Source organism: Streptomyces sp. NPDC048637, from assembly GCF_040650675.1.
Taxonomy (GTDB): domain Bacteria; phylum Actinomycetota; class Actinomycetes; order Streptomycetales; family Streptomycetaceae; genus Streptomyces.
In genome coordinates this window covers 35872-58631 of record NZ_JBEZHQ010000038.1, presented here as the reverse complement: position 1 = coordinate 58631, position 22760 = coordinate 35872, and the positions used below count along the sequence as shown (strand labels likewise).

At 71.0% G+C, this 22760-nt stretch carries 18 protein-coding genes and 2 pseudogenes; 7 read left to right on the top strand and 13 right to left on the bottom strand.

Annotated features, from left to right (window positions below):
* Window positions 1-47 precede the first annotated feature (47 nt).
* Window positions 48-608 (bottom strand): universal stress protein, encoded by a 561-nt coding sequence (locus tag AB0C46_RS32890; protein ID WP_362832338.1) that lies wholly within the window; start codon window positions 606-608, stop codon window positions 48-50.
* A 385-nt stretch (window positions 609-993) separates the two neighbouring features.
* Between AB0C46_RS32890 and AB0C46_RS32885 the strand changes: the two genes are divergently transcribed.
* On the top strand, window positions 994-3627 hold the full coding sequence (locus AB0C46_RS32885) for an ATP-binding protein (RefSeq protein ID WP_362832376.1): 2634 nt from the start codon (window positions 994-996) through the stop codon (window positions 3625-3627).
* Window positions 3628-3962: 335 nt separating this feature from the next.
* Window positions 3963-4082: a K(+)-transporting ATPase subunit F gene (locus tag AB0C46_RS32880; RefSeq protein WP_362832337.1), complete on the top strand. Its 120-nt coding sequence runs from the start codon at window positions 3963-3965 to the stop codon at window positions 4080-4082.
* Window positions 4083-4125: 43 nt separating this feature from the next.
* Here the strand turns inward: AB0C46_RS32880 and AB0C46_RS32875 are convergent.
* The 4 genes and pseudogenes from AB0C46_RS32875 to AB0C46_RS32860 form a co-directional block, all read right to left on the bottom strand.
* Window positions 4126-4980, bottom strand: a pseudogene (locus AB0C46_RS32875) (cation:proton antiporter); the annotation flags it as partial.
* Between the two features lie 16 nt (window positions 4981-4996).
* Entirely contained in the window at window positions 4997-7564 is a 2568-nt protein-coding gene (locus tag AB0C46_RS32870; RefSeq protein ID WP_362832336.1) for an ATP-binding protein, read from the bottom strand.
* Between the two features lie 318 nt (window positions 7565-7882).
* Complete coding sequence (corA, locus tag AB0C46_RS32865; RefSeq protein WP_362832335.1) at window positions 7883-8974, bottom strand: magnesium/cobalt transporter CorA; 1092 nt, start codon at window positions 8972-8974, stop codon at window positions 7883-7885.
* Between the two features lie 1144 nt (window positions 8975-10118).
* A complete protein-coding gene (locus tag AB0C46_RS32860; RefSeq protein ID WP_362832334.1) occupies window positions 10119-10292 on the bottom strand; it encodes a hypothetical protein in 174 nt (57 codons plus the stop codon).
* A 563-nt stretch (window positions 10293-10855) separates the two neighbouring features.
* Between AB0C46_RS32860 and AB0C46_RS32855 the strand changes: the two are divergent.
* From AB0C46_RS32855 to AB0C46_RS32840, 4 genes and pseudogenes are all read left to right on the top strand, one after another.
* Window positions 10856-11484: pseudogene (locus tag AB0C46_RS32855) on the top strand (oxidoreductase); the annotation flags it as partial.
* A 70-nt stretch (window positions 11485-11554) separates the two neighbouring features.
* Window positions 11555-11920 carry a nuclear transport factor 2 family protein gene (locus AB0C46_RS32850; protein ID WP_362832333.1) on the top strand — a complete coding sequence of 122 codons (366 nt, stop codon included), beginning with the start codon at window positions 11555-11557 and terminating at the stop codon, window positions 11918-11920.
* A gap of 1293 nt (window positions 11921-13213) precedes the next feature.
* Window positions 13214-13972 (top strand): helix-turn-helix domain-containing protein, encoded by a 759-nt coding sequence (locus AB0C46_RS32845; RefSeq protein ID WP_362832331.1) that lies wholly within the window; start codon window positions 13214-13216, stop codon window positions 13970-13972.
* 11 nt (window positions 13973-13983) lie between these two features.
* Window positions 13984-14439 carry a nucleoside-diphosphate kinase gene (locus AB0C46_RS32840; protein WP_362832330.1) on the top strand — a complete coding sequence of 152 codons (456 nt, stop codon included), beginning with the start codon at window positions 13984-13986 and terminating at the stop codon, window positions 14437-14439.
* A gap of 52 nt (window positions 14440-14491) precedes the next feature.
* Here AB0C46_RS32840 and AB0C46_RS32835 read toward each other — a convergent pair whose 3' ends face one another.
* Genes AB0C46_RS32835 through AB0C46_RS32815 form a run of 5 tightly spaced genes read right to left on the bottom strand, consistent with a single transcriptional unit; the run spans window position 14492 to window position 18618 of the window.
* Window positions 14492-15118, bottom strand: a complete 627-nt coding sequence (locus tag AB0C46_RS32835; RefSeq protein WP_362832329.1) for a 2OG-Fe(II) oxygenase — start codon at window positions 15116-15118, stop codon at window positions 14492-14494.
* Window positions 15115-15606 carry a hypothetical protein gene (locus AB0C46_RS32830; protein WP_362832327.1) on the bottom strand — a complete coding sequence of 164 codons (492 nt, stop codon included), beginning with the start codon at window positions 15604-15606 and terminating at the stop codon, window positions 15115-15117. Before AB0C46_RS32830 ends, AB0C46_RS32835 begins: the two co-directional genes overlap by 4 nt.
* Window positions 15603-16655 (bottom strand): GNAT family N-acetyltransferase, encoded by a 1053-nt coding sequence (locus AB0C46_RS32825; protein ID WP_362832326.1) that lies wholly within the window; start codon window positions 16653-16655, stop codon window positions 15603-15605. The genes AB0C46_RS32830 and AB0C46_RS32825 overlap by 4 nt, the downstream gene beginning before the upstream one ends.
* Entirely contained in the window at window positions 16652-17392 is a 741-nt protein-coding gene (locus AB0C46_RS32820) for a tyrosine-protein phosphatase (RefSeq protein WP_362832325.1), read from the bottom strand. Before AB0C46_RS32820 ends, AB0C46_RS32825 begins: the two co-directional genes overlap by 4 nt.
* Window positions 17393-17427: 35 nt before the next feature.
* A complete protein-coding gene (locus AB0C46_RS32815; RefSeq protein WP_362832324.1) occupies window positions 17428-18618 on the bottom strand; it encodes a hypothetical protein in 1191 nt (396 codons plus the stop codon).
* A 351-nt stretch (window positions 18619-18969) separates the two neighbouring features.
* On the opposite strand from AB0C46_RS32815, the gene AB0C46_RS32810 reads away from it, so the two are divergent.
* Window positions 18970-19500: a GrpB family protein gene (locus tag AB0C46_RS32810; protein ID WP_362832323.1), complete on the top strand. Its 531-nt coding sequence runs from the start codon at window positions 18970-18972 to the stop codon at window positions 19498-19500.
* A 9-nt stretch (window positions 19501-19509) separates the two neighbouring features.
* Here the strand turns inward: AB0C46_RS32810 and AB0C46_RS32805 are convergent, their stop codons facing one another.
* Genes AB0C46_RS32805 through AB0C46_RS32795 form a run of 3 tightly spaced genes read right to left on the bottom strand, consistent with a single transcriptional unit; the run spans window position 19510 to window position 22759 of the window.
* Window positions 19510-20226: a hypothetical protein gene (locus tag AB0C46_RS32805; protein ID WP_362832322.1), complete on the bottom strand. Its 717-nt coding sequence runs from the start codon at window positions 20224-20226 to the stop codon at window positions 19510-19512.
* Window positions 20226-21548: a hypothetical protein gene (locus AB0C46_RS32800; protein WP_362832320.1), complete on the bottom strand. Its 1323-nt coding sequence runs from the start codon at window positions 21546-21548 to the stop codon at window positions 20226-20228. The genes AB0C46_RS32805 and AB0C46_RS32800 overlap by 1 nt, the downstream gene beginning before the upstream one ends.
* The gene (locus tag AB0C46_RS32795) at window positions 21545-22759 is read right to left on the bottom strand and encodes a hypothetical protein (RefSeq protein ID WP_362832319.1); all 1215 of its coding nucleotides are present in this window, start codon (window positions 22757-22759) and stop codon (window positions 21545-21547) included. Before AB0C46_RS32795 ends, AB0C46_RS32800 begins: the two co-directional genes overlap by 4 nt.
* Window position 22760 lies beyond the last annotated feature (1 nt).

Below are 22760 nucleotides of genomic sequence, written 5' to 3'. Positions count from 1 at the left end.
GCCGCGACAGGCGGTCTGAGCACCGTGGTCGGCCGCAGGCAGCGGATTCAGTCGGCCAACTCCCGTGCGTCGAGCGGTAGTTTCCATGCATTGCGGCGGTGTGCTGCATCGAGTGCGTGCTGCAAGGGGGAAGGGGGCACGGCCAGCACCGGGCAGCAGGCGCGTGCCACGCAGTAACGGGCGACGGAGGGCCACATCGCCCGGCGCAGTCTGCCGCGGGCTCCGGCCCCCACCACCAGGAGATCGTCGGGCCGGTCGGCGGCCGCCAGCAGGGCATCGCCCGGTTTGCCGCGTATGGCCAGGCACTTCAGCGGCAGCTCGGGCCCGGCGCTGCCGAAGGCGTCTTCGAGAGCGCTCAGCAGGCGCTCATTCGCCATCCGGCGCCAGGCAGCCATCGGTGCCGGGCACGGCCCGCCGCGGTGCACGACCTCTCCACCGGGAGGCTCCCAAGCCAGTACGGCCCACAACTCGGCTCCGGTGATGCGGGCCTCGGCGGCGGCGCGGTGCAGAGCCGTCAGGCTCCCCAGCGAGCCGCTCACGCCGGCCACGATGCGCCGGCCACCGGGTCCGCCCATGGGGCCACGCTCCTCGTCCTGAATCACGTTCATGTCGTGTTTCATCGAAATCCCGCAGACAGGGCGATGGCGACTTGTTGGCGCTTCCCTGACGAGGGGAGGGGAGTCCCTGACGGCTCCATGACGACAACATGCGGAGCAGCCCCGCGGGCCGGATGACACCGAGCAGCAGGGGCGGGAGCCAAGCCCCCGTCATCGGCGGGGCATTGGACAGCCACTCAGGGAGCGGGGCCCTGAGTCCGACGTCGTCGGGTCAGAGTTGCGTCAACGTCTCCGTACGCTCTCGCGGTATTTGCCTACGTGAAGTGACGATGCTCCTGAGAACCTCGCACGCCGTCCGGTGCATGCCGCAGGACACCCTTCGCCGTGCCACCCGGCGTGCCCTTTTCCCGAAGAGGGGTACGTGGAGGAGTACGACATGCCGCAGGGCAGCGATGTGACCGACAAACCGGGATCGAGTCCCGGCAGGCTCAAGGTATTTCTCGGGGCTGCCCCAGGGGTGGGCAAGACCTACCGGATGCTGGACGAGGGCCGGCGCCGGGCGGCGCGTGGCAGGAACGTGGTGGTGGCCTTTGCCGAATGCCACGGCCGTCCGTCCACCGAGGCCATGCTCGAAGGGCTTGATGTGCTGCCCCGCGTGACGCGCAGGCATGGCGGCTCGGACGTCACAGAGCTCGACCTCGACCTGGTGCTGGAGCTGCGTCCACAGGTGGTGCTCATCGACGAACTCGCCCACACCAACGCGCCGGGCGGCCGCAACCCCCATCGGTGGCAGGACGTCGAAGAGCTGCTCGGGGCCGGGATCGACGTGGTGGCCACGCTCAACATCCAGCACCTGGACTCACTCAGCGATGTGGTCGAGAAGATCACCGGTGTGCCGCAGGACGAGACTGTGCCCGACGAAGCCGTCCGCCGCGCCGACCAGATCGAGCTGGTCGATCTGCCCGCCGAGGGACTGCGCCGCCGTATGGCGCACGGCAACATCTTCCCGCCCGAAAACGTCGACGCGGCACTGTCGCACTACTTCCGGGTGGGCAACCTCACCGCGCTGCGGGAGCTGGCGCTGCTGTGGGTGGCGGGCCGGGTGGACGAAGCGCTGCGCAAGTACCGGTACGAGCACAGCATCGGCCGGGTGTGGGAGACCCGCGAACGCGTGGTGGTCGCGCTCACCGGTGGCCCGGAGGGCGCAACCCTGATCCGCCGCGCCGCTCGGATCGTGGGCCTCCCCCGAGCTCTCAGCTCCGTTCGAGCAGGGGAGACCCCCATCTCCGGTGGTGACCTGCTGGCCGTCCACATCACTCGCAGCGACGGCCTGTCCGGCTCCTCGCCCGCCGCACTGGCCGGGCAGCGGCAGCTCCTGGAAAGCCTCGGCGGCAGCTACCACTCGGTGGTCGGTGACGACGTCCCCGCCGCCCTGTTGGACTTCGCCCGTGCCCAGAACGCCACTCAACTGATCATCGGGGCCAGCCGTCGGGGGAGGCTCCGGCGGGTGCTGGAGCCCCGTGGGGTGGGGGAGACGGTCGACGGACTCTCCGGCGATATCGATGTCCACACGGTTGCTCATGAAGGCGCCGGTCAGGGGAGGAGACGGGCCGCCCCCGGCGGTGGTCTGCCGCGTTCACGCCGCGTGGCCGGACCGGTCGCGGGTCTCGTACTGCCCGTTCTGCTGACCATGGGACTGCGGGCGAGTTCCGGCCCGCTCGCGCTCAACCTCACCAGCGAGGCTCTGCTCTTCCTGCTCACGGTGCTGGGCGTGGCCTGTATCGGTGGCGTGGTCTCCGCGCTGCTCGCCTCGGTGACGACCTCGCTGCTGCTGAACTACTACTTCATCCCGCCCCTCGACCACTTCACCTTCGCCGAGGCCAATATCGTCGTCGCCCAGGCAGCCTTCACCATCGTGGCCGTCACCGTCGCCGCGATCGTCGACCGGTCGCTGCGCCTGAGCCGGCAGGCCGCGCGGGCGACCGCGGAAGCCGAGACCTTGACCTCGTTGGCGGGCGGCATCCTGAGAGGTGACCGGGCCGTGCCCGCACTCCTGGAACGCACCCGCGAGACCTTCGGGATGGACAGCATCGAACTGCGGCCCCGCAGGCGAGAGCCAGAACTGGGTGTCGTGAGCGGCCCGGCGTCCGAGCACGAGACCAAGGTCGCGATAGGGGACGACAGTGTCCTGGTGCTGAGCGGGCGCCGGCTGCCCGCCTCCGAGCACCGCGTGCTCACGGCCTTCGCCGCGCATCTGACCGCCGCCGTCGAGCGCGCCCGGCTCGCCGAGGCCGCGGCCGAGGTCGAGCCGGTCAAGGCGGCCAACCGCATGCGCACCGCGCTTCTCGCCGCGGTCGGGCACGACCTGCGTACGCCCCTGGCCGGATGCTGGGCCGCGGTCAGCTCGCTACGCAGCCAGGAGGTGGACTTCTCCCCCGAGGACCAGGAAGAACTCCTCGCCACTGCCGAGGAATCCCTGGCCAAACTCAGTCGCCTGGTCGACAACCTCCTCGACATGAGCCGGCTGCAGGCGGGCGCGCTGACCCTGCACCTCGAGCCGATCGGGCTCACCGACGTGCTCCCTGCGGCGCTCGACACCCTGCCCGACTCGCCCCCGCAGGTGCTCGTACACGTGGTGACCCAGGGGCTGGAGACCACCCCCGCTGTACTCGCGGACCCACCGCTGCTGGAACGCGTCATCGCCAATCTGGTGTCCAACGCGGTACGTCATTCGCCCCCCGGGCGCCCGGTCACCATCGGCGCCAGTGCGCTGGCCGGGCGTGTGGAGCTGCGGGTCATCGACCGTGGCCCCGGCATCCAACTCCCGGACCGGGAGAGGGCGTTCGAGCCTTTCCAGCGTCTCGGGGACACCGACAACACCACCGGGCTCGGGCTCGGCCTCGCGCTCTCCCGCGGTCTGACGGAGGCGATGGGCGGCACGCTCACGCCCGAGGAGACCCCCGGAGGCGGCCTGACGATGGTGATCTCCCTACCGGCTGCACCACTTCCCCTTGCGGTCTCCTCCGGGAGGGAGCGCCGGAGCGAGCAGGAGACACGAGCTGAGGTGTGAGAGGTTACGCACGAGGCACGCGCCGGGTGCCGAGGCTCCGGCGCACCGCGGCAGCGCGAGAGGAACGACGCGGCCGGCTGTCCCGTTTCCTCGGCTTCGATGGTGAGCACCCGGCGTACGGACTCGTCGGGCGTGATCGGCGCCGTGGCGGAGAGGGCTCCCGGGAGCACCCTCGCCGCAGGGGGCGGTGCACCTGCGTCGTGGGCGTAGGCCAGTCGGGTGTATGCGCCGTTCGGATTCCGTTAGGGAACCGATCGCCGTGTTCGTGAGTCGTCGTGTGGGCCGTCACGGTGGAGTCGGTCGGGGTGGTCGGCGAATTGAGGAGGTTCCTTGATGTGCGGAGACATGATGTCGGCGGTGATGTCGTGAGCGCGGAGCGCATCGTGGGGCTGCTGGTGGCGGCATCGCTGGTCGGGATGCTCGTGATCGTCGTCAAGTTCCCGGACCGGTTCTGAGGTTGGCGTCCGCGTCCCCGGGAAACGGGGAGCACGTCAGGAATCACTCGTCGCCGAGCCCGGCCTCTTCGAGGTCCAGCCTGCGTTGCAGCCGGCGCCGGGTGATGTCGCTGATGTGGTTGTCCGCATACAGGCTCTGGAGTTTCGCGGTTTCGGCGGCAATGACGGTGCGGCGCAGATCCCGGTAGCCGGTGACGGAGGCCGAGGAGGACGGGGCGGTGTCGTCGTCCTGGTCGGCATCGGCCTGGTCGAGCCGGGCCAGCAGGCTGCGGCGCAGTTGATTGAGGAGAGTGGCAGGCGCTGCCTCGACGGCTTCGAGTTCGTCCAGACAGTCCAGTCCGGCCCTGGCGATGCCGGCGCGAGCGCGGGCCTCTTCGCGTGCGGTGTGCTCCGGTTCCAGCGCGATCTTGGACCAGCGGACCACCGGGGCCAGGGTGAAGCCCTGCAGGACGAGGGTGAAGACGACGACGCCGCTGGTGAGGACCAGGATCAGCGGGCGGTGCGGCAGCGGGCTGCCGTCGTCGGCGGCCAGGGGGATGGACAGGGCGGCGGCCAGCGGCATGACCCCACGGGTGCCCGCCCAGGAAACCACCGCGGGGATGCGCCAGGTGACCGTGCCGTTGCCGCGGCGGCGCTGCATGACGGCGGAGAGGGGCAGGACCCCGAGGAGCCGTACGGCGATCACGGTGGCGGCCACCGCGAGCACACCGAGCGGCCAGCCGTGCTCGTCCGCGGTCAACTGGCGTACGAGGGGCGGGAGTTCCAGGCCGATGAGGGCGAAGACGACACTCTCCAGAAGGAAGACCACGGTGCCGTAGACGGCGTGCACCTGGAGGCGGATGGTGGCGGTGGTGAGCTTGTGCCCGGTACTACCGAGCACCACCCCGGCGACCACGATGTGAGGGCTGCCCGGGCTACGTCAGCCCCACGGGCTCCTCCGCGGCAGCGGCCCGCAAGGAGAGGACCATGGTCAGCCCGCCTCCGGGGGTGTCCTCGGGTGTGAGGGTGCCGCCCATCGCCTCGGCCAGGCCTCGGGAGAGCGCGAGCCCGAGACCCAGACCGGCGGTGTTGTCGCTGTCGCCCAGGCGCTGGAAGGGTACGAAGATCCGGTCCCGGTCTTCCGGACGCAGGCCCGGCCCCCGGTCGACGACCCTCAACTCGACGCGCGGGCCGAGGGCGCTGGCACTGATCAGCACCCGCTGATGTCCGGGTGAGTGCCGTACGGCATTGACGACCAGGTTGGCGATGACGCGCTCCAGAAGGGGCGGGTCCGCGAGCACGTCGCAGATCTCCGCCAGCCCCTGGGACTCGATCGGCACCGGTGTCGCGGAGAGGGTGTCGAGTGCCAGGGGGAGAACATCGGCGAACGCCGTGGGCTGAAGATGCAACGTCAGGGCACCGGCCCGGAGTCTGCTCATGTCCAGGAGGTTGTCCACCAGGCGGTTGAGCTTGGCGAGCGACTCGTCGGCCGTCGCCAGCAGCTCGTCTCGTTCTTCCACGGAGAAGTCCACGTCCGTGCTGCGTAACGAGCTGATGGCGGCCCGCCCGCCGGCCAGTGGCGTCCGCAGGTCGTGGCTGACCGCGGCGAGCAGCGCCGTACGCATCCGGTCCGCAGCCTTCACCGGCTCGACCTCGGCGGCAGCCTCGGTGAGGCGGGCGTGGTCCAGCGCAGCGGCCAGGTGCGCCGCGAAGGCGGTGAGCACCCGGTGCTCGGAGGCAGGAAGGCTGCGGCCTCGGAGGACGAGCATGCGGTCCGGCCCGGCCGGCACCTTCACCAATCCGTCGCCGCCATCAACCGCTTCGGTCTCCTGATCCGAACGCGGGACGAGTTCAGCGGACTCCATGCCGAAGGTCTCACGGGTGCGCTCCAGGAGGATCGGCACCGCTTGGTCGCCCCGGAGGATGTTCCCGGCCATGGAGGACAGGGTCTCCGCCTCCGCGGTGGCCCTCGCCGCGCGCCGTGCCAGTCGCAGCGAACGGTCGACGAGCGCGGCGACCGTGACGGCGACCACCACGAAGACCGCAAGCGCGAGCGCGTTGTTGGGCTCGGTGATGGTGAATTGGTCGCTCGGCGGGATGAAGGAGTAGTTCAGCAGCAGCGACGCGGTGAGCGAGGCGAGCAGCGCGGAGACCACACCACCGAGGCAGGCCACGCCGATCACGGTGACCAGGAAGAGCAGGGCCTCGCTGGTCAGGTTGAGGGTGCTGCGGGTGTGGGCGAGGACGGCGGTCAGCAAGAGGGGGAGCACGACGCCGGCCAGGGGGCCTGCGACGTGGCGTGCGTGCGGCAGCTGCCGCCCGGGGACGGGCAGCCGGCGTCCGCGGCCGGCCCGTTCGTGGGTGACCATGTGGACGTCGATGTCGCCGGAGAGCTCGACCGTGTCCTCGCCGATACCGCGCGGCGCCAGCAGGCGGGAGAGCCAGCTGCGGCGGCTGGTGCCCAGGACGAGCTGGGTGGCGTTCTCGGCTCGCGCGAAGTCCAGCAGCGCGGTGGGCACATGGTCGCCGACGACCGAGTGGTAGCTGCCGCCCAGGCTTTCGACCAGTTCGCGCTGTTTCGCCAACGCGGCAGGGGAGGCGTCGGCGAGGCCGTCGCTGCGGGCGACATGTACGGCCAGCAGATCGCTGCGCGAGATGGGGGTCCCCCCTGCTCGAACGGAGCTGAGAGCTCGGGGGAGGTCCGCGATGCGTTCGGCCCGGCGGATCAGCGTTTCGCCCTCCGGGCCGCCGGTGAGCGCCACCACGACACGTTCCCGCGTTTCCCACACCGTGCCGATGCCGTGCTCGGAACGGTACTTCTGCAGAGTCTCGTCCACCCGCCCGGCGACCCACAGGAGCGCCAGTTCCCGCAGAGCCGTCAGGTTGCCGACGCGGAAATAGTGCGCGAGCGCGGCATCGACCTTCTCCGCCTGGTAGATGTTGCCGTGCGCCATCCGCCGGCGCAGCGCCTCAGCGGGCATATCGACGAGCTCGATCTGGTGGGCGCGGCGGACGATTTCGTCAGGGACGGTCTCTCGCTGCGGGACGCCGGTGATCTTCTCCACGACGTCATTGAGCGACTCAAGATGCTGGACGTTGACAGTCGTGACCACGTCGATCCCGGCTGCGAGCAGCTCTTCGACGTCCTGCCACCGCTTGGCGTTGCGTCCCCCGGGAACGTTGCTGTGGGCCAGCTCGTCGACGAGAGCCACCTCGGGCCGGCGGGCGAGGACACCGTCGAGATCCAACTCGCTGAAGGTGCCTCCACGGTATGCGCGGCCCGTCCGGGGCAGTATCTCCAGTCCTTCGAGCTTTTCCTCGGTGTGCGGCCGGGCGTGGCACTCGGCGTATGCCACCACTACATCGGTGCCGCGTCGGGCACGTCGACGCCCTTCGTCCAGCATCCGGTAGGTCTTGCCGACCCCGGGCGCTGCCCCAAGGAACACCTTGAGCTTTCCTGGCCGTACGCCTGGCGTATCGGCTGCGACAACCCTCGGCGCCACCGAAAGCCCCTCCCTTACCGGTCCTGCACAGCCCCACGTCGCCTGGTGCTGCGAGGGGGACCTCGGGTGGCCGAGCGGCATAGGTGGTGTTCCATGGTCACATCGGCCCGCCAAGATCGTGGTTGAGCTCGACGATGTTGACGCTTTCCTGACTCCGGAACCCCGGGATGCGGCACTGGATGTGGTGGGCGATCAGCTGCTTGACCTTGGTGGGGGGCGAGGCGGCGGGCCTGCGCCCGAGTTGCTTGCCGATCTCGACGGTCGCGACGGTCTCGACGGTCTCGATGAGCTTGGTCGCACGGTCCGGCCGAAGGGGCCTCAGAGCCAGCCGTTGCGGCGGAATCCGCGGTACATGAGGCAGCAGGCGAGGGCCATGCCGGCGAGGACCAGCGGATAGCCGAAGGTCCAGCGCAGCTCGGGCATGTGGTCGAAGTTCATCCCGTACACGCCGCAGACCATGGTGGGGACGGCGATGATGGCGACCCACGCGCTGATCTTGCGCATGCCGTCGTTCTGAGCGATGGATATCTGGGCCATGTTGGCCTGGAGGATCGAGTTGAGCAGCTCATCGCAGGAGGTGACGTGCTCGTTGACCCGGGCCAGGTGATCGGCGACGTCACGGAAGTACTTCCGGATGTCGGCGTCGATCAGCTGCGTGGGCTGCTCGGCGAGCAGCTGAATGGGCCGGTCCAGCGGTACCACGGCGTGCTTCAGCTCCAGCAGCTCACGCTTGAGCTGGTAGATCCGGCCGGCATCCACGCCACGTCCCCGGTGGTCCGAGAAGACCTCGCTCTCGACCGCATCGATGTCGTCCTGCACGGCGGATATGACGGCCAGGTAGTCATCGACGACATGGTCGGCTATCGCGTGCAGGACGGCGGAGGGGCCCTTGGCCAGATGGCGGGGCAGCGCTTCCAGGCTCTCCCGAAGCGGCCCCAGCGAGCCGTGGCCGCCGTGCCGGACCGTGATCACGAAGTCGGGCCCCGTGAAGACCATGATCTCCCCGGTGTCCACCACCTCGCTGGTCGCGGTGAGACGGCCGTGCTCGACAAAGGTGACGGTCTTGAGGACGGTGAAGAGCGTGTCGTTGTACTTCTCCAGCTTCGGCCGCTGGTGGCCTTGGACGGCATCCTCCACAGCCAGCGGATGCAGGCCGAAGATCTCGGCGATGCCGGAGAACTCCTCCTCCGTCGGCTCGTGCAGACCGATCCACACGAAGCCGCTGCCGGTCTCGCGGACCTGCTCGATTGCCTCACGCGCCGGGCAGTGGCTGATCTGGCGCACACCGTCCACATAGACCGCGCAGTTCACGACGCAGTTGCCCAGCGGGGACCGCGCCGGATGGCTCAGATCCACTCCGCGCGGGTGCGTGCTCGGGAGGCTCACCGCCTTGCGAAGGCTGTGGATCATCGACATCTCGTCTCCTGCCTGGTGGGGTGGCCGCCCAGTATGCCCAGCCCCGGAGCGCCGAGCCGCGGTGGGTGGGCCGGAGACAGGCTCTGGGCGGGGTCTGCGCGCGGTCTCGTGGCGCCCCGAGGAGGCCACGCACCCGCGATCGCCCCGACCCGTTCGGCCGCCATGGCAACCCGCCCGCCGCGGCACCAGCGTGTCAGGGCCGTGCGCAGGCTGTCACGGCTGGAGGGGGATGACGCGGCTCGAAGGGACCCGGAGCAGAGGTCGCGGACACAGTGAACGAGACGTAACGGGCCCCTACGGGGGAGAGCCATGGGCGCCCCTACGGGGGAGAGCCATGGGCCTGAAGCATCAACCTGTGGCCTCCGTCGGCGGTGTTGACAGTGGTGGCGAAGCAAATGACACGGATCGTCGACACCGAGTGTGCCGACGACCTCGCCTGACCCTTACTCACTGATGTGATGGGAATACGGCGTTGGTCTCAATATCTGTACCCCGGGGACGGGATACCGGAGTGCAGATGGTGTGACGAGAGCGCGATGCCTGAAGGTAATTAGTCAAGGCGGGGAAGTGGGAATCCAGAGAGCGACCAGTGGGCACGCTGAGTACACGAAAAACAGCAATTTTCCCTTAACTTTCAGCCTTTTTCGGTTTGATTTCGACTCGCGTGGCGGCGTAGCGTGGGGAGTGGTCCAGCTGGACAGCTGGATGATCATCAGAGATCCAAGGAGGCACGATGGGCTTCCGAAGTGTATTCCCCCGCAGGCACGGCGACGATTGGGACGGCTACGGCCGACGTGGATACGGTCGTGGACGCCGCTATGGGCGCGGTCGTGGACGCGGTCGTGGCCGTGGACGCGGATTTGGCCGAGGCCGTGGATTCGGTCGCGGAGGCCGTTTCTAGCGACCCCACGGGTCAACTTCGAGGCTGGTCCCCACTCGTGAGGGCTGGCCTCGACGGTGCTGCGAGACCAGCGCTGCCGATCGCGCCAATTCCCCCTTCGCACTATCCGTATCGGGGTGCGAATCCGATGCAGCTTCCCATTTGCTGCCCTCGATGAGGGAAGCGTCATCGGCGCAGGCGGTTCATCACCTTGCGCTCGCGCACCATGAACCCTCGTTCGTTGACAGCTCATTGAGTCTACGGATTGCCGTCGGTGGATTGCATTGCACCGCAATTGTCGATTGCCGTGCGTGCGGCGGCGATCACGGATGTCCAGAACAGCAGCCACACCAGCACGACGGCTATATGCGCGACCGTAAGCGTGGCAATCTGTGGCGCGATGGGGCGGCTGGAGGTCAGGAACTGCGGCACCAGGGTGAGGTAGACCGACGCGGTTTTCGGATTGAGGACGTTGGACCAAAGCCCCCGGCCAAATCCTCCGAGTTGAGCCCACGGCAGGCGCCACCGCCTGCGCGTCGTTGGTTTGACGCCTCGACGTAACGGGAGTGCGCCCAAACCTCCAGTTCCCCCAGTCCAGTTCGAGGCAGGCCAGGACGCGAGCCACCTTCTACCGGTTCGCCGAGGCGGGCGGCCACTCCCAGTGCATCCCGGTGTGGTGGACGAACCGGATCCCCACAGAACCCTGTGGTCGTCCAGGGCATTCCTGCGGGGGTGCCGAGGGCTGCGGTGTCTGACAGCGGTGGCTCGGTCACCGCCCAGAACTTCTCGTCAGCGAGCCGCGGCTGCGTATCCGGATCCACCCGCTCCAAGGGTGCGGTGCAACAGGTGGGCGAGATCGGCGTCAGGTGCTGCCCGGACCATCCTTCGTGGTCGCCGTGGTCGCACTGGTGCGGGTGTAGCGCGCCCGCATGGCGTGGCTGGCGGCGGGGCCGGCGGCGAACGCGCCCGCCGCCGTGGTCGACGAAGCCACCCGCCGCCTGGGCGGGATCGACATCCTGATCAACAACCTGGGTGGCTCCGAAGCACCCTCGGGCGGATTCGCGGTCCTCACCGAAGACGGGGGTGGCGAGATCGGCGGTGATGATGTCCGAGGGGGCGATGCCGTCGGGTCGGCTGCGTGCGGTCACGAGTACGGTGGCGCCCGCGTGGGCGCCTCGCCGCCGTCCGCCTGGACCGCGGCCTGCTGCCCGGAATGATCAAAGCCGGCAAGGGCGTCATCATCCATGTCTCGTCGATCCAGCGCCGCATGCCGCTGTGGAACGGCACCCTCGCGTACGCCGCAGCCAAGGCCGCGCTGACCACCTACAGCAAGGGCCTGGCGAACGAGGTCGCTCCACACGGCATCCGCGTCAACACCGTTTCCCCCGGCTTCGTCCAGACCACCGCCGCCGACAACCTTGTCGCACGGATCGCCGAGAGCGCCGGCACCACCCACGAAGCGGCACTCCAGCAGCTGATGGCATCACTGGGCGGCATCCCCCTGGGCCGTCCCAACCGCCCGGAGGAAGTGGCTGAACTGGTCGCCTTCCTCGTCTCTGACCGTGCATCGGCCATCGTCGGCGCCGAGCACGTCATCGACGGCGGCACCACCCCGACCGTATGACTCCTCCACCGTCAGGAACCGCCATGCGCGACAATCACCCCAAGACGTCGCCCCGGACGCCCTGCCCGATGTGATCACCCGCTACCTGAACGCCCACCGCACCCATGACACCGCCACGGCAATCAGCGCCTTCCATCCAGACGCCACTGTGATCGACGAAGGCAAGACCCACGAGGGAACAACAGCGATCGAGACCTGGCTGACCCGTTCCGCCAGCGAGTACACCTACACGCCGCAGCACCGCTGGACGACGGTACGGATCACACGGATCACACGGATCACACGGATCACACGGATCACCAACGGCTACCGCGACGCGGCCGGTTCTGCGGTCGGACCGCGAAGGCAACGTCGTTCCTTTGCCTGTGCAAGTGCTCATGCGTGGTGGCGGGAACCGTCGCTGTGGGACGCCGAAAACACGCGCACACGGCAGTGAAATGGGCAGGGAGAACTCCTGATGTGCAGGCCGGGTTTCGCGCATGCCGGTTTCGCGCCCGCTGAATGCGGGGGGCTTTTTCGGCCGGGCGCGCAGAGTCGGCACGACGTGCTGCGTCGAGCGGTTTGTGCTGTGCGCGACGCACCCGTTACCCCGTTACTCAGTTCGCGGCTGCTCTGATGAAATCGAACTGACGGGCTTTTTCGTCGCAGCGGTAGCTGACCTGCGGTTTACGGCCAAAAGTACGGATTGCCACGTACGTGCTGCGTGCTGATGTGGCATCGAGTGGTCCGCTCTGCGGTGATTGATGAGTCGACGAAAGTAGCTGAAGCGGACATATCTCTTGAAGTGAAGTGACGGGAGGTGGCAGGGGTGCGGAGCGGGCTAGTGGCCGGATACTTCGACTTCCGACACGTGGGGTTGCGACGACCTGGTAGAAATCGAGCGCGGAAAGACGACTCCGTGATTTTCTCGCGCTGCGGCCGGTTTCAGGTCTTTTGGTCTGCGTGGCGGGAGGCCCCAGTTAACCAGGGTCACATGCATGACGGGGGATCAGAAGTGAGCAATCCTTTCGAGTCCGAGAACGCCTCATATCTGGTCATGGTCAACAATGAGAGGCAGTGCTCTCAGCGGCGCGCATTCGCAGAAGCGCGGGTAGGCCGGGTCATGGTCTTCGGTCCTTCCGGGCGGCAGAGGCAGCAGAGGCGGCAGAGGCGGCAGAGCTGTCTTCGCCACGGAACCGTGGAACCGGAGGGCAACGCAGCCGAGTTGACGGACACTCCGGACTGCGATGCAGCCAAGTTGACGGTCACTCCGGACTGCCATGCCCAGGCGCTCCGCGGCGCGCTGCTGACCGCCTCGACCTGGGGATTCCTCCGCTCGGAGGGGTGCTCCGAGTGGAGAGCAGCATCGAGGTGAACTCAGGTCTCGGGGCCGCGACGAGCGATGTCACGGTAGCCCTCCGCGCCGTGCTCGACGCCTTCGGTCGGGAACTCGACCACTCGCGCCTGCGCCGGCCGGCCGTTCGGGCCCCCTTGACGCGGCCAGGCCGGGACACCCGGCCACGGCGGCATCCGACGTGAACGCCGTATGCGCCGGCGTTGTTATGCCCTCGGCGCCACGGATGGTCTTCTGCGGGCCGGGCCGAGCCGGGCCGAGCCGAACCGCCGCGCCTTCGTCGTCGACGCCGGACACCGACGCGGGCCCGAGCTACGCGGCTCAGGTCGTCCGAAGCCCCTGGCCGAGGACCGCATGTCCCGCCACCGCCCTCTCAGCGACCAGGAGGACACTCACGTGACCGGCCAGACGCGCACCACACGGTCCATGCTCTCCCGGGGGCTCTCGATCCTGAACTGCTTCCGCCCAGGGGACTTTGAGCTGGCCCTGTCCGAACTCGCGCGCCGTGCCGACCTGCCCAAGCCGACCGCCCACCGCTTGATAGCCGAACTCGTCGACGCGGGCATGCTGGAGCGCGGGGACCGGGGCCTGCGCCTCGGGCTCAGCCTGTTCACGCTGGGCACGCGCGTGCCCCGTCAACGCATGCTGAGCCAACTGGCGCATCCGCATCTGAAGCGGATGCATGACCTCACCCGGCAGAGCGCGTTCCTGTTCCTCCCGAACGGTCTGGAACCGGTCATGGCGGGAGCGGTGCTGGGCGGCCGGGGGACCGACCCCGGCGCCGGCTCCCCGGCGGAGAGCGAGGCGGCGGCGTGCGCGGTGGCGAAGCTTCTCCGGGTCCACTGTGCCCGGCTCGCCTCCTCCGGCACCGGCCGTGTCGAGTGGCGCGGACCTCGCCGGGCTGCCCGTGAGCCGTCGGCAGAGGAGCTGGCCCGCGTCGCGGAACAGGGCTTCGCGATCGCGCGCTGCGGACCGGAGACGGTGGCGGTCGCCGCGCCCGTGCTGGACGCTTCCGATGCCCTGATCGCCGCGCTCGCCGTCGCGGGCGCCCCGGAGCGGACACACCCGGTCCGGACGGCCGCGCACCTCCGGGCCGCCGGAGTGCGGCTCGCGCGCGCCCTGCGGAGCGCCTCCGGTCCGGTTCCCGCGCGGTGAACCGCCGATCCGTGCGCCGTCGGCTCCTGTCCGTCATCCGGCAACGGCCCGGCCGTGGGCGGCCGGCACCCTGCGACACCACCCGGGACACCCATGTGGTGGTCAAGCCGGACGGTGTCAGCCGCGGGCTGGCCCCGGAGGTGGTCCGGGCGTTGCGGCAGGCCGGACTGACCGTCGAACCCGTCGGCCATCTCCAGCTGACCAGGGCCCAGGCCGAGCGCTGGTACCCGGAGAAGCTGAACGAGCCGGACGGCACCCTCACGCTCGCCTACCTCTGTGAGGGGCCCATGCTGCTGCTGGCCGTCGTCGGGGACGACGCGCTGCGCCGGACGCGCCTCGTGAAGAAGGACATCCGACGCAGGTTCGGCGCGGACGAGCGGCGCAATGTCGCCCACTGCCCGGAGACCCGCGGCGAACGGGACCACGAGCGGGGCGTGTTCGGTCCCCTCGTACGGCCGTGCCGGTAGGGGGCCGCATCGGCCGCCCCCACCCGGCCCGTGCCGGAGCCCGCCCGGCCGTTCACCCACGGTGGAAGACGACCTGGGCCGAAAGCCGCTCCAGCCCACCCGCCCGGTCGCGCACCCGCTCCACGGCGTGCCAGCTGTCCTCGCCCCGTACGAGGAGGACTCCGGTGTTGGCGTGGGGAGGGACCCGCCGCGCCACATCGTCACCGGACGAGGAAGCCAGCAGCAGCAGATCACCGCCCCGCCCCGCGGGCCACGCCTCGTTGAAGTACAGGACGTGGGTGACCAGTTTCTCCGGCTTGTCGACATGCGGGTCCAGCCAGCAACTCGCGGCGTACCGCCAGGCGTTCACCTCGACGGGCGCGTCGCCGACCGGCAGGCCCGTCAGCTCGGCGACGGCCGCACGGTAGGCCGGCCCCGTGACCTCGGAGACCAGGCGCCGCCAGGGTCCGGCGAGCCCGGCGACGCCGGCCTCTCCGTCCTCCACAGGGTGCAGTTGGCGGTGGTACATCGCGTACGACTTGTCCAGGCCCGTGCGGGTGACCATCCGGAACCCGTCCCGGGGAAACGTCTCGCGCAGCGCCTTCGCGTCGGCGGGAGCGAACATGTCCTGCACGTGGTACCAGCGGAACGGGGCGTCCTCGGCCGTCGTCCGGTCGAAGGAGACCAGCGGTGTGCTCAACGGACCTCCCCGGCACGCAACGGCGCGGGGGCCCGGGGCGCCAGTTCCGTCTCCACGTCGAAGAGGAAATGCTGAAGCTCGGCCGCCCCCACCGCGTAATGGCAGTAGTCACGCCGGATCCGCTCCAGCGCGGCCTGTGCCGTCGTCTCTCCCAGGATCACGTCCAGGCAGGACAGCACGGTCCCGGTGCGTCCGTGTCCGCCGAAGCAGGCCACCTCCACCGTGGCGCCGTTCGCCAGCGCCGTCGCGGCCTCCTTGATCCGTCTCACCAGCAGCGACCTCTCCACCGGGGCTTCCAGCGTGGGCCAGTACACGAAGTACGGAGTGCGGGCGTCCGTCTCGCCGCGCCAGCGTTCGTCGAGATAGAGGCCGATGTCGGCCGGTTCGGCGTACGGTGCGTGCCGGCGGCGCTCCTCACTGTCCAGCGAGGTCCCCCATACCTCGTACGCGCCGACACGGTAACGGGTCCTCCAGTGACGGTCCTTCATGACGTCCTCATGTCTTCCCTCTCGTCCTGTACCGGCGCGCGCCGGCCGGCGCCCGTCCCCGGGATCCAGTAGCCGGCCGTGTGGTACTCATCCGGGCCGAAGGCCGTCTTGAAACGGGTCACCGACGTGCCGGGGTAGGTGTCTCCCATGTGGAGCGCCCGTGCGCCGCGCGCGCAGGCGTCCTTGATGACCAGATGCAGCAGGTAGGGCGCGGCGTAAGTGGGCGCGGACCGGGCCTTGTCCATGGCCCCCTGCCAGTAGACGACGTATGGCCCCTGGTAGAGCGCCACCACCGCCGCGGCCGCCTGACCGCCGTGGCGCGCCAGCCACACACGGCAGTGCCCGCCCAAGTGGTCGGCGACGGCGGTGAACTTCGTCAGCGGGTTCTTCGCTCGCACCCGCCGGCGCAGTTCCCCCGCCGGCTCGTCCGACTGGTGGTCCCAGCGGTCGAGCGACAGCTCGAAGAGCCGGTCGAACTCCGGGAGGAGCCGCCCCGAGCCGTCGTGTTCGACCGTGAGCCCGGCCCGTTCGGCTCGCCGCACAGCGGAGCGCAGCTGGCCCCGGAAGCGGTGGCGCCAGACGTGGTCGAAGCCGTCTTCGAGGTTCAGGATCTGCATCATCCGCGGATTGCGCCGGGTGCCCGGTGGAACCAGCGCCTCCCACAGCGCTGTCGACGCGGGAGACGGACGCAGGTAGACCCGGTCCGCAGGCAGGGAGGCCAGGTCACGCAGCACGGCCCGCGCGCGGTCGGGAGTGACCGCGGCGGGAGCCCCGAGCACACCGCCCACACCCCACCCCACCGGCCACGACGCATACTCCGCACCCGTCCCGGCCGCGGACCGCACCAGTGGCACCAACAGCCTGGTGCCGCCGGGCCAGGTGTAGAGGCGCGTCGCGTCCCGCCAGCCGTGCGCGCACACGGCCGACCGCCATCCCGGCGTCTGGCTCGGCAGCGCGTCCTGGCCGGCCTCGGTGAGGATGTCGTGCCACTCGTGATCCGACACCGGCGTCCGCACCCGGACGCCGTCCCCGGGTGCGCGGGCGCTCATCGACGGCCCTCCGGCAGGTCGCCGGCGCCGGCCGGGTGCCGGGGACGCACGGGCGCGGGCACGGCCAGCAGCTCGCGGACCTGTGCCACGTCGTCCGCCGCCACGCCCAGCGCCAACAGCGCTTCCTCGATGCTGCCATGACGAACCGTCACCTCGGTCAGCCAACGCTCCATCGTCAACGGGGAGGTACGCAGCCGGGAGAGGTACTCCTCACGGGTGTGGCCGCGCCGGAGCCACTTGTCCGTGAAACGGTCGGCCTTGGCGAGCAGGTCGGCCATGCCGGCGGCGTAGTCGGCGGTGATCTCGTGCCGGGAGGCGCCGACCAGCGCCAGCACGGCGGCCACGACCACACCGGTGCGGTCCTTGCCGAAATGGCAGCTCAGCAGGAATGGACGGTCCGCTGCCCCGGAGAGCTCCCGGAACAGGAAGCGCCAGCTCCCGGGGGCCGCTCCGGTCAGGATGCCGTGCAGGTAACGCGTACGGTCGGCGACGCCGGGCTGCCGCGCGGCGATGGTGTCCCGCGGATAGCCGGTGAGCGGTACGCGCAGCCAGCGCACGCCGTGGGCGAGCAGTCCGCGCGGAGGCCCGTAGCGTTCCACCTCGGAATCCGAGCGGAGGTCCAGTACCGAGGCCAGGCCGTGCTGTGCCACGAGCACACCGGCCTCGTCCGCCGTGAACGCGGTGAGGTCACCGGACCGGTGCAGAATGCCGGGCCGCAGACCGGAAGCTCGCGGCATGCGGTAATTGATTCCGGGTGCGGCGGACACGGCGCTCACCGCGCCCGGCCTGGCAGGGCGAGCGCCGCGGTGACCTCGCCCCAGAACCGCGGGAAGTCGGCGTTGACGTCCGGACCGTAGCGGACCCTGATGCACGGCAGGGCACCGAGCGCGGCGAGGACGTCCGCGCGGACCGCGGGCTCGGGGTGCGGACGTGGCAGCAGACCGAGGTAGTCGGTGTAATGCCGCAGGTCCGGCCCGGACAGCAGGGCGCCGTCGAGCGCCTCCGCCCGGTCGGTGACGGGCTCGATCGTCCAGCCCCTGACATTTCCGTCCGCCCGCGGCAACACGATGCCCGCCGGGCGGGCGTCCGTGGCCACGGCGGCTCCGGTCAGCGAAGTGAACTCGTCCAGATCCGCGAAGACCCGCTTCCTGCCCTCGGGCGCGGTGCTCCACGCGGCGTCGGCGGACACCCGTGGAGTGCCGGAACCGTGGCGCCGCAGCGACGCGCGCGCGAAGGCACCGCGGGCCGGATGGCCGGCGAGCAGGGCCGTGGCGATGCCGATGCGTTTCGGCCAGCCCCGCAGGACCGGCGGGACACCGGTCCGCTGCGCCCAGGCGACGAGGGTGTCGTCGGACACGAAGTCCGCGCCGCACAGCGTGACGGCGAGGAAGGCCAGCGACGACTTGCCCCGGTGCCTGGGCCCCAGCATCACCACCGAGGAACCCTTCACGGCCACGGCCGATCCGTGCAGGAACACCGCCCCACGACCGGTGAGCTGCGCGCCGAGGAGCGTGCCCAGAAACCGGACGACGGCCCGTACGGAGGCGGGCCCCGCGTCCGGCGCCTCGGCGGACACCGCTCCTGTGCGCGGTGTGGCGGTGACGACGAGGGGTGCGCTGTCGGCCTCGCCGTCGCGCAGGAGCACGGTGCGGTCGGCGGAGCGCTCCAGAACGACGAAGCGCGGCCCGTCCGGGTGCACCAGCAACTGCGGGGCGGTGCCCAGTTCCTGTGGGCCGGGCAGGGGGGTCCGCGTCGTCACCGTCAGGCGCGGTGCCGTCGGGGACACGGTGTCGCTCACCTCGAACAGGGGGTGCACCAGGGCACGGACGGCCGCTCGGAGCCCGGGCAGCGCACTGTGCACGGTCAGTTCCGCCGGTGGAAGAGCGAGCCGGAACGACTCGGCGGCCGGAAGCGGGCGCGCGGGACGGGAGCCGGTCTGTGCGGATGCGGCGGTGACGGCCATGGGCCTCCTTCGTCGGGGGCGTGGAGGCACGAAGGCTCCGCGGGTCCTGACGGTGTGATGGTGGCCGACCCGACGGGGCTGGAGAAGGCGGTGTTCCCCCACGTGGAACGGTGATCTGCGCGGTTCGCCGTTTCGTTCCGCTCGGTGGAACGCCGGAGGGGCCCCGAACGGTGCGGTAGTACGGACAGGACCGGTGGCAGGGACAGGGCCCGGCGGCGCGGACAGAGCCTGGTGGCAGGGCCAGGGCCTCGGGTGGCACGGACAGAGCCCGGCGGCGCGGACAGAGCCCGGTGGCACGGATAGAACCTGGTGGCAGGGACAGGGCCCGGTGGCACGGATAGGGTGCGGTGCGTGATCGAGATCGTGGAATACCGCGATGCCTGGCCAGAGCTCTTCGCGGAGTTGGGCGGCCGCTTGCGGGCCGGGCTCGGGGACGTCGCACTGCGTATCGACCACATCGGCTCGACCGCGGTGCCGGGGCTGAGGGCGAAGCCCGTGATCGACATCCAGGTGTCCGTCGGCGCGTTCGAACCCGCCGCCTTCCGCGCACCGCTGGAGGCGGCGGGGTTCGGGTTCCGCGCGGGCAACCCCGACCTCACCAAGCGGTACTTCCGAGAGACGTCCGGCCCCCGCACCCATGTGCACGTCCGGCGGGCGGGCAGCTTCGCGGAGCAGTTCTGCCTGCTGCTGCGCGACTATCTCCGGGACAGTCCCGCGGAAGTGGAGCTGTACGGAGCGCGGAAGGCCCTGCTGACCGAGCAGTACGGCATGGACCGGCGCGCCTACACCGCGGAGAAGTCCTCGGTGGTGTGGGAGCTGATGCGCCGAGCCGATGCGTGGGGGCAGGAACGCGGATGGCAGCCCGGCCCGAGCGATGCCTGACCGGTGCTGTCAGGCGCCCGGACCGCCCCACCCGGTGTCGTGGCTGAGTGGTGTCGTGACCACCGTGAGGAACACGATGGCGGCCGTGACGGCCGCACCGGGGCCCGTCGGCATTGGGTCGGCCAGGGTAAGCGCCGTGGCCGAGAGCACCAGGGCGTACAGCACGGGCAGTCGGGCGCGCACGCCGTCGGCCGCGGCGCGGCGCGCGGTCCGGGCCGTGGCCGTCGCCACGCGCGCGGAGAACTCCGTGTGGCGCAGCAGGAGCAGCGGGACGAGCGCCGCCCCGGACGGGCCGGTCCAGGAGTCCTCCGTGGCGGTGCGCACGATACGGCGCACCGCGCGGGCCGCTTCGGCGTCCGCGCCGCTGAGGGCCGGCGCGGCGGGGGCCGGCCCGGTACGGCACAGCGGCAGGAAGGCCAACGGCAGCACCGGGTGCACGGCGAATGCCACCCCCAGGCGTACGGCACGGTCCACGGTATGACGGACCGTTGACGGCGGGGGACCGGCGAGTGCCTGCCCCGGCGTTCGTACGGCGGCGGCGCGGGTGCCCGTCCAGCGGCCCACGACGCCGGCGCAGCAGAACGCGACGGCCGCGCCGTACAACGGCGGTTCCAGGGCCCCGCCGGTCCGCGCCGCGTGCGCCAGCAGGCCCACGGCAGCACCCAGCAGGGCGGCCGTCGCGCCCAACAGCCCCGCGACCAGCTTCATGGGACAGGCGCGCTTCACTACGCGGCTCCGTCGGGTACGGCCTCGTCGGGCGTGGCTCCGTCGGGTACGGCCTCGTCGGGCGTGGCTCCGTCGGGTACGGCCTCGTCGGGCGTGGCTCCGTCGGGTACGGCCTCGTCGGGCGTGACGTCCTCGGGTACGGCCTCGTCGGACGGGACCCCGTCGGGCTCGGCAGACACCCGCACCCGGACACCGGTGTGGGAACTCCAGTCGGCCAGTACCGCAGCCAGGAAGGGGTCGGGCTCCCTGGGCAGCAGTACCTCTGTCGCACCCAGTTCGAGGAGGGCACTGACCCGCGCGGCGGCGATCCTCCGCCACGTCTCCTCGTCCAGGTCGACACCGCCCGAGAACTCGGCGGACGGCACGGTGCGCCAGCCGTGCGGCAGGGACTGTGCGAGATCTTCCAGGTGGCACAGCCGTACGGTGCGGGGAAGCTGTTCCGGTACGGAATCGTCCGGGCCGAGCGCGCCCAGGTGCACGTTCTCGGCGAGGCCGGCGAAGCCCAGGCGGCTGGGCCGCACCGGGACGACGACGAGCCCGGCGGGCGCGGCCCCTGGCTCCCCGCCGTCCGGTACCGCCGCCCGCTCGACCTCCCGCAGATGACGCCGCGTCACCCGCCAGTGCCGTACGGCCGTCAGGTCCACCGCCGTCAGACCGTACAGAACGCGGGCGAGCAGGAGCGCGGCCGCACACAGACCCACGGCGGCGTCCGGACGGCGTGCCGCGGCGAGCACCGGTAGCAGCGCGGCAATGGCGGCGAGCACACCGATGAGCACGGTGACGGTCCGCGCCTCGTGACGGCGGGCATCCCAGCCGGCCCGCCCGGTGCCCCCCGCGCGCAGCCCGCGAGGCCGCACCACCAGACCGAGCGCGAGCGCGACACACAGGCCCGGACCGACCGCCAGAGAGGGATCCACAACGGCGAGTGCCGCGCACAGACTTGCCGGTGTCAGCAGGGAGTTGGCGAGCTGGGCGAGGACGGCGACGGCCGCACCCGGCTTCGGCTCCCAGCGGATCGCTACGCCCGCCGCGGCGTACAGGTGGTCCCGCAGCGGTCCGGGGTCCGGGTGGCCGGGGGCCGCGCCCAGCCGCTGCACGGCGCCCAGCAGCCTGACGCGGGCGGCCCGGTCCCGGGCGCGGGCGGTGGGGGCCAGCGCGGCGGTGCCCAGGGCGGCCCCGGCCTGGTACAGCAGCCAGCATCCGATGAGCCACCAGAGCACGGCGGATGGTGGGCGGACGAGCAGCAGGACGCCCGTCGCGCACCCGGCGCCGCGCAGGACGGCGCCGCCGATGACTCCCAGCGGCCCCCACATACCGGTCACGGGCCCGCGGCACGACGGCCGGACGGAGGGGCACCGGGCGCCTCCGCCAGGACGCGGTCCAGGGCCTCCTCGGCTCGGTGACGGACCGGATCCCAGGCAAGGGCGGTCCGGGCCACTTCTTCGGCAAGGGCGGTCCGGGTCACTTCTTCGGCAAGGGCGGACGGGGCCACCTCGTCGACAAGGGCGGACCGGGCCACCTCGTCGACAAGGCCGGCGACGCCCCGCACCCCGGCGGGACCGCCCGGGGCCGGCCACACCAGGCAGCCGGCATCGGAGGGGAGCGAGTGCGCCCGGACGGCCGCGGCCGTCACCTCGGGGGCGACCGCCCGCGCCACGGGCACGTCGCCCGCCGCCGGGGACAGGACGACCAGCCTGCCGAGCGGGGCGCAGTCGGCGGTGCGGACGTCCAGGACGCGCTCCGACTCCGCAGGGGTGAAGACCACTTTGGCCGGTGTCAGTGGCAGGTCGGCCACCCGGCAGCAGCCGTCACCGTGGCGCAGCAGAGCGGCGTCGCGCACCCGGTTCGCCAGACCCAGCCCTTCCAGCGTGCCCCAGTGGAAGCGGGGCAACAGCCCGGACCCCACGGCCCACCAGCCACCAGGACCCGGTACCAGCAGGGTCCGGTCGCCGCTCACGAAGCGGCCACCGGCCCGGGCGAGACGCAGGGCGAGCGTGCTCTTGCCCGTACCGGAGTCGCCGAGGAACACGACGGCCCGTCCGTCCCGGCCGGTCACGGCGGACGCGTGCACCGTCATGCCCCCGAGGGCCGCGAGCGCGGCGGCCACCAGGGCCCGCAGCACGATGTCCCCGGTCCGCGCGCGCTGACCGGTACCGCTGCCGTCGTCGTGCAGGATCGTCCACCGCCCGTCATGACGGGCGACGGCATGCCGGGGGAGCGCCGGCTCCGTCGCGTCCGCTGGCCGGTTGCCGCAGCACAGCCACGTCCCGTCCGGGGCCCGCCGGTAGTTCTCCTCACGCAGCCGCTGGGCGGGCCCTGATGCCACCTGCTCCAGCCGGTCCAGCGCTGCCGGGTCCCGCGTCGAACGCACACCGAGGCGGATGCGGCCGTACGAGGGCCAGACCGAGGGCGTGGTCGTCATGAGCTGCGCCGCGACCCGTGCGGTCTCGGCGTCGTCGCCGGCCGTGTACGACCAGGCCACCGGCCCCCACTGGGCGGACGCCGTCCGGCGGTCGGGCGGTTCGGTCGTCATG

Coding starts and splice junctions, on each gene's coding strand:
- AB0C46_RS32820 (WP_362832325.1), bottom strand. CDS start 17,392: ATGCCGCGAGCTTCCGGTCTGCGGCCCGGCATTCTGCACCGGTCCGGT.
- AB0C46_RS32825 (WP_362832326.1), bottom strand. CDS start 16,655: ATGAGCGCCCGCGCACCCGGGGACGGCGTCCGGGTGCGGACGCCGGTG.
- AB0C46_RS32815 (WP_362832324.1), bottom strand. CDS start 18,618: ATGGCCGTCACCGCCGCATCCGCACAGACCGGCTCCCGTCCCGCGCGC.
- AB0C46_RS32830 (WP_362832327.1), bottom strand. CDS start 15,606: ATGAAGGACCGTCACTGGAGGACCCGTTACCGTGTCGGCGCGTACGAG.
- corA (WP_362832335.1), bottom strand. CDS start 8,974: ATGATCCACAGCCTTCGCAAGGCGGTGAGCCTCCCGAGCACGCACCCG.
- AB0C46_RS32885 (WP_362832376.1), top strand. CDS start 994: ATGCCGCAGGGCAGCGATGTGACCGACAAACCGGGATCGAGTCCCGGC.
- AB0C46_RS32795 (WP_362832319.1), bottom strand. CDS start 22,759: ATGACGACCGAACCGCCCGACCGCCGGACGGCGTCCGCCCAGTGGGGG.
- AB0C46_RS32890 (WP_362832338.1), bottom strand. CDS start 608: ATGAACGTGATTCAGGACGAGGAGCGTGGCCCCATGGGCGGACCCGGT.